The sequence below is a fragment of the Pseudomonas sp. LBUM1678 genome, assembly GCF_059695575.1.
Genome location: NZ_CP166775.1, coordinates 3,268,132 through 3,282,132, shown reverse-complemented (window position 1 = coordinate 3,282,132; position 14,001 = coordinate 3,268,132). Strand labels below are relative to the sequence as shown.

Annotated in this window: 15 protein-coding genes; 8 read left to right on the top strand and 7 right to left on the bottom strand. The window is 61.0% G+C overall.

Annotation, left to right across the window (positions count from 1 at the left end):
• Nucleotides 1-66: 66 nt before the first annotated feature.
• Nucleotides 67-1,236: an MFS transporter gene (locus ACA070_RS15030; RefSeq protein ID WP_461973767.1), complete on the top strand. Its 1,170-nt coding sequence runs from the start codon at nt 67-69 to the stop codon at nt 1,234-1,236.
• Between the two features lie 3 nt (nt 1,237-1,239).
• Here ACA070_RS15030 and pssA read toward each other — a convergent pair whose 3' ends face one another.
• On the bottom strand, nt 1,240-2,583 hold the full coding sequence (gene pssA / locus ACA070_RS15025; RefSeq protein ID WP_497451806.1) for a CDP-diacylglycerol--serine O-phosphatidyltransferase: 1,344 nt from the start codon (nt 2,581-2,583) through the stop codon (nt 1,240-1,242).
• 216 nt (nt 2,584-2,799) lie between these two features.
• Here pssA and ACA070_RS15020 point away from each other — a divergent pair, with 216 nt between their 5' ends.
• Both ACA070_RS15020 and ACA070_RS15015 read left to right on the top strand, forming a co-directional pair.
• Nucleotides 2,800-3,363 (top strand): TetR/AcrR family transcriptional regulator, encoded by a 564-nt coding sequence (locus tag ACA070_RS15020; RefSeq protein ID WP_461989254.1) that lies wholly within the window; start codon nt 2,800-2,802, stop codon nt 3,361-3,363.
• A 57-nt stretch (nt 3,364-3,420) separates the two neighbouring features.
• Nucleotides 3,421-3,897: a nuclear transport factor 2 family protein gene (locus ACA070_RS15015; protein ID WP_462027257.1), complete on the top strand. Its 477-nt coding sequence runs from the start codon at nt 3,421-3,423 to the stop codon at nt 3,895-3,897.
• A gap of 117 nt (nt 3,898-4,014) precedes the next feature.
• Here ACA070_RS15015 and sfnG read toward each other — a convergent pair whose 3' ends face one another.
• Complete coding sequence (gene sfnG / locus ACA070_RS15010; protein WP_497451805.1) at nt 4,015-5,109, bottom strand: dimethylsulfone monooxygenase SfnG; 1,095 nt, start codon at nt 5,107-5,109, stop codon at nt 4,015-4,017.
• Between the two features lie 470 nt (nt 5,110-5,579).
• Between sfnG and ACA070_RS15005 the strand changes: the two genes are divergently transcribed.
• Entirely contained in the window at nt 5,580-6,359 is a 780-nt protein-coding gene (locus ACA070_RS15005; protein ID WP_462027259.1) for a TSUP family transporter, read from the top strand.
• Here the strand turns inward: ACA070_RS15005 and nudC are convergent.
• From nudC to ACA070_RS14990, 3 genes are all read right to left on the bottom strand, one after another.
• Nucleotides 6,327-7,157 carry an NAD(+) diphosphatase gene (gene nudC, locus ACA070_RS15000; RefSeq protein WP_497451804.1) on the bottom strand — a complete coding sequence of 277 codons (831 nt, stop codon included), beginning with the start codon at nt 7,155-7,157 and terminating at the stop codon, nt 6,327-6,329. The two genes, ACA070_RS15005 and nudC, sit on opposite strands and share 33 nt — an antisense overlap.
• Before the next feature lie 6 nt (nt 7,158-7,163).
• Nucleotides 7,164-7,976 (bottom strand): crotonase/enoyl-CoA hydratase family protein, encoded by an 813-nt coding sequence (locus tag ACA070_RS14995; RefSeq protein ID WP_497451803.1) that lies wholly within the window; start codon nt 7,974-7,976, stop codon nt 7,164-7,166.
• Nucleotides 7,977-8,196: 220 nt separating this feature from the next.
• Nucleotides 8,197-8,970, bottom strand: coding sequence for a class I SAM-dependent methyltransferase (locus ACA070_RS14990; protein WP_497451802.1), 774 nt, complete (start codon nt 8,968-8,970; stop codon nt 8,197-8,199).
• Nucleotides 8,971-9,151: 181 nt separating this feature from the next.
• On the opposite strand from ACA070_RS14990, the gene ACA070_RS14985 reads away from it, so the two are divergent.
• The 4 genes from ACA070_RS14985 to ACA070_RS14970 all read left to right on the top strand — a co-directional run bounded on the left by ACA070_RS14985 (nt 9,152) and on the right by ACA070_RS14970 (nt 11,538).
• Nucleotides 9,152-9,664 carry a cytochrome b gene (locus tag ACA070_RS14985; protein WP_497451954.1) on the top strand — a complete coding sequence of 171 codons (513 nt, stop codon included), beginning with the start codon at nt 9,152-9,154 and terminating at the stop codon, nt 9,662-9,664.
• A 27-nt stretch (nt 9,665-9,691) separates the two neighbouring features.
• Complete coding sequence (locus tag ACA070_RS14980; protein WP_497451801.1) at nt 9,692-10,222, top strand: tetratricopeptide repeat protein; 531 nt, start codon at nt 9,692-9,694, stop codon at nt 10,220-10,222.
• A gap of 66 nt (nt 10,223-10,288) precedes the next feature.
• Nucleotides 10,289-10,774 (top strand): RNA polymerase sigma factor, encoded by a 486-nt coding sequence (locus ACA070_RS14975; RefSeq protein ID WP_461973786.1) that lies wholly within the window; start codon nt 10,289-10,291, stop codon nt 10,772-10,774.
• Entirely contained in the window at nt 10,771-11,538 is a 768-nt protein-coding gene (locus ACA070_RS14970; RefSeq protein ID WP_497451800.1) for an anti-sigma factor family protein, read from the top strand. The genes ACA070_RS14975 and ACA070_RS14970 overlap by 4 nt, the downstream gene beginning before the upstream one ends.
• Nucleotides 11,539-11,742: 204 nt before the next feature.
• On the opposite strand, the gene ACA070_RS14965 is transcribed toward ACA070_RS14970, so the two are convergent.
• Both ACA070_RS14965 and ACA070_RS14960 read right to left on the bottom strand, forming a co-directional pair.
• On the bottom strand, nt 11,743-13,044 hold the full coding sequence (locus ACA070_RS14965; protein ID WP_497451799.1) for an ATP-binding protein: 1,302 nt from the start codon (nt 13,042-13,044) through the stop codon (nt 11,743-11,745).
• Between the two features lie 4 nt (nt 13,045-13,048).
• A complete protein-coding gene (locus ACA070_RS14960; RefSeq protein ID WP_084321554.1) occupies nt 13,049-13,750 on the bottom strand; it encodes a response regulator in 702 nt (233 codons plus the stop codon).
• Nucleotides 13,751-14,001: the final 251 nt, after the last annotated feature.

Below are 14,001 nucleotides of genomic sequence, written 5' to 3'. Positions count from 1 at the left end.
CCTGCCTTGCACATAACCCGCGCTAACATCCCCCGCCAATAACAAAAGCTCACGGAAGACTCACCCATGACCACCCCTGCCTTCGACCTGCGCCCACTCATGGTCGCCAACATGGCCTGTTCCATGTCGATGATGGCGTTCGTTTCCCTGATCGGGCCGATCGCCCGGGTGTTGGGCCTGGCCACCTGGCAGGCCGGCGCGGCGGTGACGGTGTCCGGGGTGATCTGGATGTTGCTTGCCCGCCCCTGGGGCCAGGCCAGTGATCGCTATGGCCGGCGACGGATTCTGCTGATCGCCACGGCCGGTTTCACCCTCGCCTATTGGGCCTTGTGCCTGTTCATCGATGCCTCGTTGCGGTTTCTGCCGTCAGCGCTGTTGGGGTTTATCGGGTTGATGATCGGACGCGGCCTGATCGGCGTGTTCTATGCGGCGATTCCGGTGGGTGGCAACGCGCTGATCGCCGACAACATCGAACCGCAACACCGCGCCAAAGCCATGGCTGCCCTTGGCGCGGCCAACGCCTGCGGCCTGGTGATCGGCCCGGCGATTGCGGCGTTGTTGTCACGCTTCAGCCTGAGCTTGCCGTTTTACGCCATGGCGATCCTGCCGTTGCTGGCGTTCGTGGTGCTGCGCTACAAGCTCAAAGGTCAGGAACTGCATCTACGGCAAGCGCCGCGCAAGGTTCATCTGAACGATCCACGACTGCGTCGGCCGATGGCGGTCGCGTTTGTGGCGATGCTGTGCGTGTCGATTGCGCAGATCACCGTTGGCTTCTTCGCCCTCGACAGGCTCGGCATGAGCCCGGCCGACGCCGCGCAAACCGCTGGCATCGCCTTGACCATGGTCGGGTTCGCACTGATCTGTTCGCAATTGGTGGTGCGTCGGCTCGAATGGCCGCCGCTGCGGCTGATTCGCGCGGGCGCACTGGTGGCGGCCGTGGGCTTTGCCGGCAGCATCCTGGCGGATACCGCGTGGGGTTTGTGGCTGTGCTTTTTCGTGTCGGCGGGCGGGATGGGGCTGATTTTTCCGTCGTTCGCCGCCCTGGCGGCCAACGCGGTCGACGCCTCGGAACAAGGCGCCACCGCCGGTTCCATTGGCGCCGCGCAGGGCTTTGGCGTGGTCATCGGACCGTTGGCGGCGACGTTGATCTACGACATTGAACCGCGCCTGCCCTATCTGGTGGCTGCCGGGCTATTGCTGCTGGTGGCGGTGTGGCCACAGCCCCGGCAGCACTGAGCCTTACAGAATGCGATAGAGCAACCGCTCGATCCGCACCCGACTGACACGCTTGAGGAACTTGGCCACCGCCGCCGGGTATTCCAGCAGGGTTTCCAGGTCCTGATAACGCTGGATGCGCGTGGTGTTCTGGAAAATCTCGCCCAGTTCTTTACTGCGCGGTTCCAGCAGTTCGCCCTTCGGATCGTCGATCAGCAGCGCGTTTTCCAGATCGAGACGGAACGCCCGTGGATTCAGGTTATTACCGGTCAGCAAGGTGTAGCGCTTGTCGATCCACATGCCTTTGAGGTGATAGGTGTTGTCACCGTCCTTCCACAGATGCAGGTTGAGCTTGCCGCTGTCGATGCTGTGCTGATGCCGTTTGGCGAAGCGCCGCAGGCTGATCTCGTAGAGATACGGCAGCGCCGCGATCACCTTGAACGGCTCGCTCGGCGGGATGAAGAAGTCATTCGCGGTCTTGTCGCCGACCACGATATCGATCTTCACACCACGGCCCAGCGCCCGGTTGATTTCCCGGGTCACCGCCAGCGGCAGGTTGAAGTACGGCGTGCAAATGGTCAGCTGATGCTGGGCACTGGCGATCAATTCGCAGATCACCCGGCTTAACGGGTTGTTCTTGCCCACGCCCAGCAACGGGCTCACCGACAAACCGCCCTTCGCCGTGCTGCCGGCCGTGGTGTCGTACGTCGCGTGCTTGAGGCGGCTGCGCAAATCGCCGATGTCGTTGCGCAGGCTGCGGGTGGTCGGCAGATTCGGCAGGTCGAGACGATGCACCGCTTTGGAGGCGACCAGGCCATGCTGGATCAGGTGCTGCATTGAATCGGCCAGCGCGTGGTTCTGCAGCAGGTGATAACGGTCGTAGCGGTACTTGTCGAACTTGTGCAGGTAAACGTTATTCAGGCTCGCGCCGCTGTAGATCACGCAGTCATCGATCACGAAGCCTTTCAAATGCAGCACGCCGAACAGCTCCCGGGTCTGCACCGGCACGCCGTACACCGGCACTTCACTGGCGTGAGTGCGCGTCGCCTCTTGATACCAGGCCGAGTTGCCCGGTTGTTTGCCGGCACCGATCAAGCCGCGCTGGGCGCGCAGCCAGTCCACCACCACAACCACGTCCAGCTCCGGACGCGCCAGTTTGGCGGCGTGCAAGGCATCAAGGATTTCCTGACCGGCCTCGTCCTGTTGCAGGTACAGCGCGACGATATAGATGCGCTGGGTGGCACTGGCGATTTTTTCCAGCAGGCAACGACGGAACTCGGCAGCGCCGGAAAGAATGGTGACGGCATCGGCGGTCAGCGGAAAACTGCGCAGTTTAGGCAGCAGAGAGCGTTTGAAAAGCGACGGCATAGGGCTCGCAAAGGGTCAATTCCGAATAGCCCGAGAGCTTACACCATGGATCAGCTTGGGTCTTGCTGGCGTCTGTACTGCCCCCATCGCTAGCAGGCTAGCTCCCGCAGGGGAATGCATTTCAAATGTGGGAGCTAGCCTGCTAGCGATAGCAATTTATCAGGCGCCACAAATATCCGCTTGACCAAGGAGAACGATCGTTCTACTGTTCGCCACATGAACGAAATCACTAGCAACGACACACGCGACATCATTCTGGATGTCACCGAAAAGTTGATCTACAAAAGTGGCATCGCTGCCACCGGGATGGATCTTCTGGTGAAAACCGCCGGCGTCTCCAGAAAGAGTATCTACCGCTACTTCGCCAACAAGGAGGAGCTGACCGTCGCCGCCCTGCAACGCCGCGACGTGCGCTGGATGCACTGGTACAAAAGCGAAGTCGACCAGGCCGAAACCCCGGCTGATCGCCTGCTCAACCTGTTTACCGTGCTCAAGGCCTGGTTCGCCTCCGAAGGCTTCCGCGGCTGCGCGTTCATTAACACAAGCGGTGAAACCGGCGACCCGCAAGACCCGGTTCGCCTCGTCGCCAAAGACCATAAACAAAAGCTGCTCGACTACGTGTGCGAGCTCTGCACCGAACATGGCGCTACCGATCCGGAGAAGCTGGCCAAACAGCTGCTGATCCTGATCGATGGAGCCATCACCGTGGCGCTTGTCATGGGTGATCACAGTGCCGCCGATAATGCGCAATGCATGGCGCGAAAGTTATTGGACCTGTAAACACTTAAACCAAGCCCGACAACTTGCTTGAACTTTAATTTGAGAGGGAGACTTTAAATGTCCAACACCGAAGTTCGTCCGCCATTACCGCCCTTCACCCGTGAATCGGCCATCGAAAAAGTTCGCCTGGCCGAAGACGGCTGGAACTCCCGCGACCCGGAACGCGTGTCGCTGGCCTACACCCTGGACACCAAGTGGCGTAACCGCGCCGAGTTCGCCTACAACCGTGAAGAGGCCAAAGGTTTCCTGACGCGCAAATGGGCCAAGGAACTGGATTACCGCCTGATCAAGGAACTCTGGGCTTTCACCGACAACCGCATCGCCGTGCGTTACGCCTATGAATGGCACGACGACTCGGGCAACTGGTTCCGTTCCTACGGCAACGAAAACTGGGAGTTCGCCGAGAACGGCTTGATGGCCAACCGGTTTGCCTGCATCAACGACATGCCGATCAAGGAAAGCGACCGCAAGTTCCACTGGCCGCTGGGGCGTCGTCCGGATGATCACCCGAGCCTGTCCGACTTGGGCCTGTAACCACATAGCCCACTGTAGGAGCCGGCTTGCTGGCGATAGCGGTCATCCAGTCGACATCATCGTTTATTGGCAAACCGCTTCGCCAGCAAGCCGGCTCCTACAGGGGTTTTAGGGTGTTCAAGCGACTGCGGTTTGCGGTTTGGCCGCTGTTTTTGCTTCAAGCTCTCGCACCAACGGCAACACCCGCTTGCCGAAATATTCCACCTCTTCCTGAAAGTGCAGGAACCCCGCCAGCACCAGGTCCACGCCCACTGCTTTCAACGCCACGATGCGCTCGGCAATCTGTTGCGGCGTGCCGATCAGGTTGGTCTTGAAGCCGTCGTTGTACTGCACCAGGTCCTCAAACGTCGACTTGGCCCAGTTGCCCTCGCCCTCTGGCGACGCCCTGCCCGCTTGCTTCGCCGCATCACCAAAGGCATTCACCGCTTCCGGGGCCGCCTGATCGATGATTTGCGCCAACACGGCCCGCGCCTCTTCTTCCGTATCCCGGGCGATGACAAACGCGTTCACCCCGATCTTCACCGAATGATTGTTGGCTGCAGCCTTGACGCGAATGTCGTCGACCTGGGCCTTGATGCCTTCAGGCGTGTTGCCATTGGTGAAGTACCAGTCCGACACCCGCGCCGCCATGTCTCGGGCTGCGCGCGAACTGCCGCCCTGGAAGATTTCCGGCTGGCCCAGCGGTTTGGGCTTGAGGCTGTAGTTGTCGAACCGGTAGAAGTCACCGCGGAACGTGAAGTTGTCCTGACTCCAGATGCCTTTGAGCGAGCGGATGAACTCCTCTGAACGGCGATAACGCTCGTCGTGTTCCAGCCAGTGTTCGCCAATCGCCTGGAACTCGCCCTTGAACCAGCCGCTGACGATATTCACCGCCACCCGGCCGTCAGTCAGTTGATCGATGGTCGCCAGTTGCTTGGCCGCCAACGCCGGCTGCCAAGGCCCCGGCAGGATCGCCGCGATCACTTTCAGTTTAGTGGTAGCGGCCAGCAACGCATGGCTGAAGGCGACCGATTCGTGCTGGAACTCGGCACCGTAACCGGCGGTGAAACGAATCTGGGTCAGGGCGTATTCAAACCCGGCCTCTTCGGCCAGCTGCGCCAGTTTGCGGTTGTAATCGATGCCCCAATGGGTGCGTTGTTCGATCTTGCTGACCACCAGCCCGCCGCTGACGTTCGGCACCCAGTAGGCAAATTTGACGGCTTGCTGACTCATTGGCTTGTCCTCGGGATGTTGGGAAGTCCCAGAGTCAGAGCAGCAACCGTGCCAGTGCTGGTTACTTGCGAGAGACCTGTGGCGAGGGAGCTTGCTCCCGCTTGAGTGCGCAGCGCTCACAAAAATTCTGGGGCCGCTGCGCAGCCCAGCGGGAGCAAGCTCCCTCGCCACAGATGTCGGTGTGTCTGAGGCAATTTGCGGATGCGCTGTTGGCTGAGCAACAGTTGGGCACACCTGGAAATCGACCACACCGCGCAAAACCTCGCCAGAAGCGCCAGGCATGGACCGTGCAATCCCCTTGGCATCCACTGCCGTTCCAAGGAACCTCCCACAGGGGGAATGCATTTCAACTGTAGGAGCGAGCCTGCTCGCGATGAGGCCAGACGGGTCGCCGCAAAGTCTGGATATAGGTAAGATATCGGCCCTTCCCCGCAGCCCCTTGCTGCTCCCCGCCGAATAAGCCGATTTCCATGCCTTTCGAACTCAGCGTTGACCTCACCACCCTGGCCATTCTGGCCGTCGTTGCCTTCATCGCCGGTTTCATCGACGCCATTGCCGGCGGTGGTGGTCTGCTGACCACTCCGGCGCTGTTGACCGCCGGCCTGCCGCCGCACCTGGTGCTGGGCACCAACAAACTGAGTTCGACCTTCGGCTCTGCCACCGCCAGTTTCACCTTCTACCGGCGCAAGCTGTTCCATCCCCGCCAGTGGGTGCACGCCATCGTCGGCACCCTGGTCGGTGCGCTGACCGGTGCCGTGGTCGCGCATTACCTGCCGGCCGAATGGCTGAACAAAATGCTCCCGGTGATCGTCTTCGCCTGTGGCCTGTACCTGTTGTTCGGCGGCACGCCGAAAGCGCCGCTGGACAGCGACGCACCCATCAAGAAAAAGTGGCAATCGACCCAAGGCTTCAGCCTCGGTTTCTACGACGGTGTGGCCGGCCCGGGCACCGGCGCGTTCTGGACCGTCAGCAGCATGCTGATGTATCCCATTGACCTGGTGAAGGCCAGCGGCGTGGCGCGCAGCATGAACTTTGTCAGCAACATTGCGGCGCTGTCGGTGTTTGTGTTTTCCGGGCAGGTGGACTGGATCATCGGCCTGAGCATGGGCCTGTCGGTGATGGTCGGCGCGTTTTTCGGGGCTCGCACCGCCATCAGCGGCGGCGCGAAGTTCATTCGCCCGGTGTTCATCACCGTGGTGCTGGGCTTGACCGTGCGGTTAGCCTGGCAGCACTGGTTCAGCGTGGCCTAAGCGCCGCGCCACATAGACGTCGATGAGGTAACGGGCAATCGAGCGTGACGCCGGCAAGGGCGGCAACGCGTGAACGTTGAACCACTGGGCGTCTTCGATCTCGTCTTCCTGACAGACGATCTCGCCCCCGGCGTATTCGGCGTGAAAACCGAGCATCATCGAATGCGGGAACGGCCAGCACTGGCTGCCCAGGTACTGGATGTTTTTGACCTCGATCTGCACCTCCTCGCGCACCTCGCGAATCAGGCAGTCCTCGGCTGATTCACCCGGCTCGGCAAACCCCGCCAACGTGCTGTACACCCCGGGCACAAAGCGAGGCGAACGCCCCAGCAGAATCTCGTCACCACGGGTGATCAGCACAATCATGCTCGGCGAGATGCGCGGGTAATAACGCAAATCACACGGCTCGCAGTACATCGCCCGCTCACGCGGCACCTGATGGGTGGCCTGACCGCAATTACCGCAGAAGCGGTGCTCGCGATACCACGTCCCGATTTGCGCGGCGTAACCGAGCACCTTGTAGACCGTGTGATCGCCCTCGAGCATGAACGCCCGCAAGCCTTTCCAGTTGCAGCCCGGTACGTCGCTGTGGCTGCGCAGTTCCAGCAGGTAGACCGGTTCGCCATCCAGGTGACCGATGCCATGTTCGGCAAGGATCGACAGGTCCTGACGCTTGAGCCATTCGCGAGGGAACAGCGCGCCGTTGTCATCGAACAGAAAGCCTTCGGGGCTGCGAGCCACGGCCCAGCCGCCGGGTTGATCGGTGTCCAGTACTGCGGTGGTCCAGCGTGAAATCATTTTTAATCAATCCAGAAATTCGGGTTTCTGTTTGCTCATGTGGGCGGCCATGGCCACGCGCAAATCGGTGGATTGCAGCATGGCGGCGTTCCAGGTGGCGACGTATTCGAGGCCGTCGTCGATGCGGTGGTCGCGCATGTAGCTGATCATCTCTTTGGTGCCGGTGACCGCAATCGGCGACTTGCTGGCGATTTCGCGAGCAATGCCCATCACACCTTCCAGCAGGCTGGCAGTGTCGCTGTAAACGCGATTGACCAGGCCGATGCTGCGCGCTTCCTCGGCGCCAAAGGTGCGACCAGTGTAAGCCAGTTCACGCAGCATGCCGTCACCGATGATCCGCGGCAAGCGTTGCAAAGTGCCAACGTCGGCGGCCATGCCGATGTCGATTTCCTTGATCGAAAATTGTGCGTCCTCGGCGGCGTAGCGCATGTCGCACGCGGCAATCAGGTCAATGGCGCCGCCCAGGCAATAACCCTGAATGGCTGCCAGCACGGGCTTTCGGCAATTATCGACGGCGTTGAACGAGGCTTGCAGGGCGAGGATCTTGCGGCGCAGCAGGCGGGCATTGCGGCCGACGTCCTTGCCCAGTTCATTGGCCACCCCGGCCAGCATCATCAGGTCGATGCCGGAGGAAAAGTGCTTGCCGGCGCCGCTGAGGACCACCACCCGCGCTTCGTCGGTGTCGTCGATCCACTGGAAAATCTCGATGATCTCGCTCCAGAACGCGGCGTTCATCGAATTGATCTTTTCCGGGCGGTTGATCTGCACATGGGCGATTTTATTGGCCAGTTCGACGGTGAACGCAGTGTACTGAGACATGGCAGTGATCCTTTTACCGGGCAAAAAATGAGGTCCGGACTATAACAAGGCATTGCCTGGGGGAGTAAGGCAGTGGTTCGGCCAAAAGCGGGACTGGCTTCAGAATCTCGGGTGACTGGGCCGGCCTCTTCGCGAGCAGGCTCGCTCCTACATTTGGATCTGTGGCGTTCACAAATCCCCTGTGGGAGCGAGCCTGCTCGCGATTCGCCGCACCACCGATCTAACGGCCCTTCACTGCCACAAACGCCACCGTTTCATAAGGCACCGTCACCACATTCTTCCCCCGCAATTCAGGCTCCCCGGCAATCAACGCCCGCAGCTGTTCATCCACCCTCTCCCGCTGCTCCTGAGGCAACGCCGCAATGAAACTGGTCGAGCGCACCCGATTGAAGATCACATCCTCCGGCGCCCCGGTGTGCCCATGGCTGAAATGCTGCGCCTGCAACGGCCCGAACGCCGGATGAGGAAAGGCCTGACGCCACACCCCGGTGTGATAGCGCGGCGTATCGCCTTCCAGCGCGCAGACGATCGCATCCATTTTCAGCACCCAATTCACCTGGGTATCCCGAAGGTTCCAGACCAGACCCAGCTTGCCGCCGGGTTTCAGGACCCGGGCGATTTCGGTCAGTGCTTCGGTGCTGGCAAACCAGTGAAAGGATTGGGCGCAGACCACCGCATCCACCGAAGCATCCGGCAGCGGCAAGTCCATCGCGGTGCCGCTCACCGCCAACACATCGGGGAACGCGGCGGACAACTTCTCAAGCATCTGCGGCACCGGCTCCACGGCAATCACCTGCGCCCCGGTCGCTACCAGACGCCCGGTGAATTTACCGGTGCCCGCTCCCAGATCGATGACGGTTTTTTCCGCGTTCAACCCCAGCGTCTCGCTCAGCCACTCGGCCACTTGCGGCGGATAGTCCGGACGGCCGAGCACATAGGTGTCGGCGCCGATTTTATAGCCCGCAGCCGCAGAGTGATGGACCTGATCTTTCATGGCAGTTCTCCCACAACGAATGCTGTCGAGCATAGCGCCTGGGTTTGAGCTTTCCCTGCAATTATCGTCAGAAGGAAATGAATAATTGTTCACCCTGCGGTGTTCTCCGATCAACGCCCCATGAGTATTGTCCGTGAACAACCTGAACGTCGATTCACCGCCCCGTTATGACCGCCTCACCATGACCCTGCACTGGCTGACCGCCCTGCTGGTGATCGGCATGTTCGCCAGCGCACAGGTCTGGGAGCAACTGGAAAAAGGCACGCCGCTGCGCAAGGAATTGCAGTCGCTGCACATTTCCTGCGGCATCCTGCTGGCCGTGATCGTGATCGGCCGACTGCTTTGGCGCCTGTCTCGCGGGCGTCGTTTGCCACCCGCCAACCGGGGCGTGATGAATGTGCTGGCGAAGTCCGCGCACTGGGCGCTTTATGTCTTGCTGCTGAGCCAGATCGTGCTGGGTTTTGTGTTTCGCTGGGCTCAGGCAGAACCTTTCAACTTTTTCGGTCTGTTCGATGTCCCAACGTTGCTGACGTTTGATAAAAGCATGCGTTCGGTCTTCGGCGACCTGCACGAACAAGTGGCCTGGGCCATCGTGATTCTGGCCGGCCTGCATGCGGTCATGGCGCTGGTTCACCATTACGGCCTGCGGGACAACACCTTGCGCCGGATGCTGCCCGGGCGTGGTTCGAACTGAAACGAATTCAACTGCGGAGAATTGCTTATGAACATCCGTTTTGCTGGTTTCACCGCTCCGCTGCTGCTCGCCGTCGCTTTGTCCGGTTCGCTCGCCTGGGCAGATGGTGACGAAGAAGAACCGGCCAAACCCAATTGCCCCAAAGGCCAGGTCTGGGACAGCAAGCAACAGAAGTGCCTGATGCAAACCAGCAGCCTGGTCCCGGATGCCGACCGCACCGACTACGCTTATCGTCTGGCCAAGGACGGTCGTTACGAAGAAGCCTTGGCCCTGCTCGACACGCTCAAGAATCCGAATACCGCCAAGGCCCTGAACTACCGCGGCTACGCTACGCGTAAACTGGGGCGCACCGACGAAGGCATCGGTTATTACCTGCAATCGGTCAAACTTGATCCGCAGTATGCGCAAGTGCGTGAATACCTCGGCGAAGCTTACGTGGTCAAAGGGCGACTGGACCTGGCGCAAGAGCAGTTGCAGCAGATCAAATCGATCTGTGGCAACACGTGCGAGGAATACCAGGACCTGGCCGAAGCCATCAACGATTCATCGAAAACCTGATACACCGAACAGACGGAGGTCGCTATCGCCAGCGATCAGGCAATACGAGCAGAGCTGGGCCAGCATTTGGCGCGTTTATGGCGTTACGGCCTGCTGTTGTCCCGGCAACGGCATGTCGCCGAAGACCTGGTGCAGGCCACCTGCGTGCGGGCGCTTGAACGCGCCGGGCAGTTTGTCCCTGGGACCCGCATGGACCGCTGGCTGTTGAGCATTCTGCATTCGATCTGGCTCAACGAAGTGCGCGCCCGGCGGGTGCGCCAGGGTCAGGGCCTGGTCGACGCCGAGAGCCAGTTGTCGTTCGACGGAGAATCGGCGGCGCAGACCCATGTGCTCGCCGCCCAGGTCATCCGCCGCGTCGACGCCCTGCCCGAGGCGCAGCGCGAAACGGTGTATTTGGCTTACGTCGAAGGCCTGTCGTATCGCGAAGTCGCCGAGGTGCTGCAGGTGCCCATCGGCACCGTCATGAGCCGCCTCGCCGCCGCCCGGGTGAAACTGGCCGAATACCCGCCACTGCACACGGTACCGAACCCTTTCACGGGAGAACGTCGATGAACGAACGCACGACACCGTCGGACGAGCAACTGGTGGCGTACCTCGACGATCAACTTGATGCCGACCAGCGCACCCGCATCGACACAGCCATTGCCGAAGACTCGACACTCAACCTGCGCCTGCAATGGCTGGCCCGCAGCAGCCTGCCGTTCAAAGAAGCCTACGACGAACTGGCGCAACAAGCGCCCGTCGACCGCTTGCAGTCGATGCTCGACACCTTGCCTTTGCCTGAACGCCCAGCCATGAATCGACGCTGGTTTCTCGCCGCTGCAGCAAGCCTGGTCGTGGGCGGTGTGGTGGCGGATCGTTTGTTCCTCGGCTGGCAATTGAGTCAGGAAAAAAGCAACTGGCGGGGCCTGGTCGCCGACTATATGTCGCTGTACGTGCCGCAAACCCTGGAGCACCTGCCCGTCGATGAAGCTTCGCAACGGGCGCAACTGCGCACCATCGACGCACGGCTGGGCCTGAGCCTGACACCTGCGCAACTGGCCCTGCCACGGTCCGAATTGAAGCGCGCGCAAATCCTCGAATACGACGGTATGCCGATCGCACAGATTACTTATCTGGACCCGGCCCATGGTCCGATTGCCCTGTGCGCCAAGCGTTCCAACAGCGGCAGCCGGCATTTTGCCCATGAGGTTCGACACAGGATGAATGTGGTGTATTGGGCGGACATGGAACATGCCTGGATGCTGATCGGGCATAACCCGGCGGCGGAACTGGAGGTCATGGCGAAGTTATTGCGAAGCCGGCTTAGCGCGTAAGGCTGCCGCTAACGTTGTAGCAGCTGTCGAGCGAGGCTGCCGCTAATGTTGTAGCAGCTGTCGAGCTTGCGAGGCTGCGTTCGAGTGCGCAGCACTCGCCAATCCGGTATACGCGGCTTTCCTGATAAAACCGTTTGCCTGATTTTACGACTGCTTCGTCCAAACACTGCCTCGCGCTGTTCGGCAGCTGCTACAAAATCTGCTTCAGGCTGAGGTGGGCAGCCACAACCGGAACCGCGCACCACCCAGCGGCGACGGTTCCACGGTCAGCGTCCCACCCTGCGCTTCCAGCGCCCGACGACTGATCGCCAGCCCCAGACCAAACCCGCCCGTCGCCCGATCCCGGCTGCGGTCCAGCCGATAGAACGGTTCAAAAATCCGTTCGCGCTCATCATCGGGAATGCCGATGCCGTCGTCATCGACCCAGATTTCGCAGCCTTTCGGGCAGACCTGCACGCCAATCTGAATGCGCTTTTCGCAATAGCGCATGGCATTACGCAACAGGTTCTGAATCGCTCGGGCGGTCAGTCGTGGGTCCAGCACAAAGCGTTCAAGTTGCCCATGCAGCAACACGTCGATCACGATTTCGGGTGAGTCGAGCTCTTCGTCGACGCTGCCCAGAATGCTGTCGATAAACTCATCCAGTGACACTTCGACTTGCTCAGGCAACCGTGCCGGGTTTTGCAGTCGGCTGTAGGACAGCAATTCGAGCACCAATTCATCCAGTTCCCGAATGTGCGCGACCAACCCCAGCAGCCGCTCGCGACTGGCGGCCGGCAAGTCGTCGGACAGCGCCAGGGCCAGGCCGAAATCCAGGCGCGTCAGCGGTGTGCGCAGTTCGTGGGACACGGCGTTGAGCAGGTCGCGCTGCTGGTTGAGCAGGTTTTCGATATCGCCGGCCATGGTGTCGAAGACGTTGGCCAGGCTGCCGATGTTGGAGTGCGGGGATATCTGCGTGCGCTCGCCGAGGTGGCCTTTGCCGAAGCGTTCGGCGGTGCCTTTGAGGCGCTCCAGGTCGCGCCAGTGCGGGCGCAGCCACAGCAACAGGCAGGCGAGCATGGTCGCGCCGATCAGGACGTTGATGCTCCAGTACAACAGGCTGACGTCCATCGGGTCCGGCGGCACGACCATTTGCACGACCGTCGATTTGTTCAACGGTGCGACGGCCAGGGTGCGCCAGCCCCAGTCGCCAATGCGCACGACCTTCTCGCCGCGCTGCAAACGCTCTTGTTCATCGGGGGTGAAATCGGGGTCGTCATTGCCGGTCAGGACGATGTGCAGCGGGGAAAATTCCTTGTCCATTTCGCTCGCCAGCGCCGGCCACTGCGCTTCGGGCACGGCGTGAAACTGTTTGACGATGAGGGTTTGCAGCCCGCGCGAATAATCGAGGTTGTAGGTGACAAACCGCTCGTGGAAAACCTTGATCACCAGGTCCGGCACCAGGTAAATCGCCGCGCTGTACGAGACGATCATCACCAGGTACAGGCGAAACAGGATCCTGAACATCGTCTCAGCATTCCCACTCGGAGCGGCTGAACAGGTAGCCCTTGCCCCATACGGTTTTGATTTTGCGCGCCTCGCCCGCGTGGTCGTCGAACTTGCGCCGCAACTTGGAAATCGCCACGTCCACCGAGCGGTCGGTGCCGTTGAATTCGATGCCGCGCAGGCGTTGCAGGATCTGGTCGCGGCTCAGCACTTCGCCGGCATGCCGGGCCAGCACCACCAGCAGGTTGTATTCACCGCTGGACAGTTCCACCAGTTGCTCGCGCCAGGTCACGGTGCGCTCCGACAGGTCGATGCACAGGTTGCCCATGAGGATGCGGTCGTTGGCGGTCTGCGGTTCGCTGAGGCTGCTGCGGCGCAACAGCGTGCGCACCCGGGCCAGCAACACGCGGGGCTCGCAGGGTTTGGTGACGTAATCGTCGGCGCCCATTTCCAGGCCCAGCACCTGGTCGTGGCTGTCGTCACGGGCGGTGAGCATCAGGATTGGCAGCGTCGCCGAATCCGCCCGCAGCAAGCGGCAGACTTGCAGGCCATCGAGCCCCGGCAGCATCAGGTCGAGGATCACCAGGTCCGGCGGATTGACCCGCGCCCGCTCGCGCACGTGGTCGCCACGGCTGATCACACTGACTGAATAGCCATTGCGTTCCAGGTAGCTGGCAATCAGTTCGGAGAGCGCGGTGTCGTCTTCGACCAGGAGGATGTTGGGCATGGGGTGTTTCCAGAAAGTGCAGTGGCGACCTTTAGGGCCTCTTCGCGGGCAAGCCTCGCTCCTACAGGAATGCGTTATTTCGAAACTGGCGCATGACCTGTAGGAGCGAGGCTTGCCCGCGAAGGCGGCCTGACAGGCGCAATAAATTTCAAGCGGCCAAGGATATACGCCCACACACGCCCTTGAGTAAAACCCTTACACAATTTCACACAGCACCAACAAAGCTTCACCGCTACTCTCCTCGCCTCCCC

Bases quoted from the DNA above. Each gene is read 5' to 3' on its own strand.
- ACA070_RS15030 (WP_461973767.1), top strand. From the start codon at position 67: ATGACCACCCCTGCCTTCGACCTGCGCCCACTCATGGTCGCCAACATG.
- pssA (WP_497451806.1), bottom strand. From the start codon at position 2,583: ATGCCGTCGCTTTTCAAACGCTCTCTGCTGCCTAAACTGCGCAGTTTT.
- ACA070_RS15020 (WP_461989254.1), top strand. From the start codon at position 2,800: ATGAACGAAATCACTAGCAACGACACACGCGACATCATTCTGGATGTC.
- ACA070_RS15015 (WP_462027257.1), top strand. From the start codon at position 3,421: ATGTCCAACACCGAAGTTCGTCCGCCATTACCGCCCTTCACCCGTGAA.
- sfnG (WP_497451805.1), bottom strand. From the start codon at position 5,109: ATGAGTCAGCAAGCCGTCAAATTTGCCTACTGGGTGCCGAACGTCAGC.
- ACA070_RS15005 (WP_462027259.1), top strand. From the start codon at position 5,580: ATGCCTTTCGAACTCAGCGTTGACCTCACCACCCTGGCCATTCTGGCC.
- nudC (WP_497451804.1), bottom strand. From the start codon at position 7,157: ATGATTTCACGCTGGACCACCGCAGTACTGGACACCGATCAACCCGGC.
- ACA070_RS14995 (WP_497451803.1), bottom strand. From the start codon at position 7,976: ATGTCTCAGTACACTGCGTTCACCGTCGAACTGGCCAATAAAATCGCC.
- ACA070_RS14990 (WP_497451802.1), bottom strand. From the start codon at position 8,970: ATGAAAGATCAGGTCCATCACTCTGCGGCTGCGGGCTATAAAATCGGC.
- ACA070_RS14985 (WP_497451954.1), top strand. From the start codon at position 9,152: ATGACCCTGCACTGGCTGACCGCCCTGCTGGTGATCGGCATGTTCGCC.
- ACA070_RS14980 (WP_497451801.1), top strand. From the start codon at position 9,692: ATGAACATCCGTTTTGCTGGTTTCACCGCTCCGCTGCTGCTCGCCGTC.
- ACA070_RS14970 (WP_497451800.1), top strand. From the start codon at position 10,771: ATGAACGAACGCACGACACCGTCGGACGAGCAACTGGTGGCGTACCTC.
- ACA070_RS14965 (WP_497451799.1), bottom strand. From the start codon at position 13,044: ATGTTCAGGATCCTGTTTCGCCTGTACCTGGTGATGATCGTCTCGTAC.
- ACA070_RS14960 (WP_084321554.1), bottom strand. From the start codon at position 13,750: ATGCCCAACATCCTCCTGGTCGAAGACGACACCGCGCTCTCCGAACTG.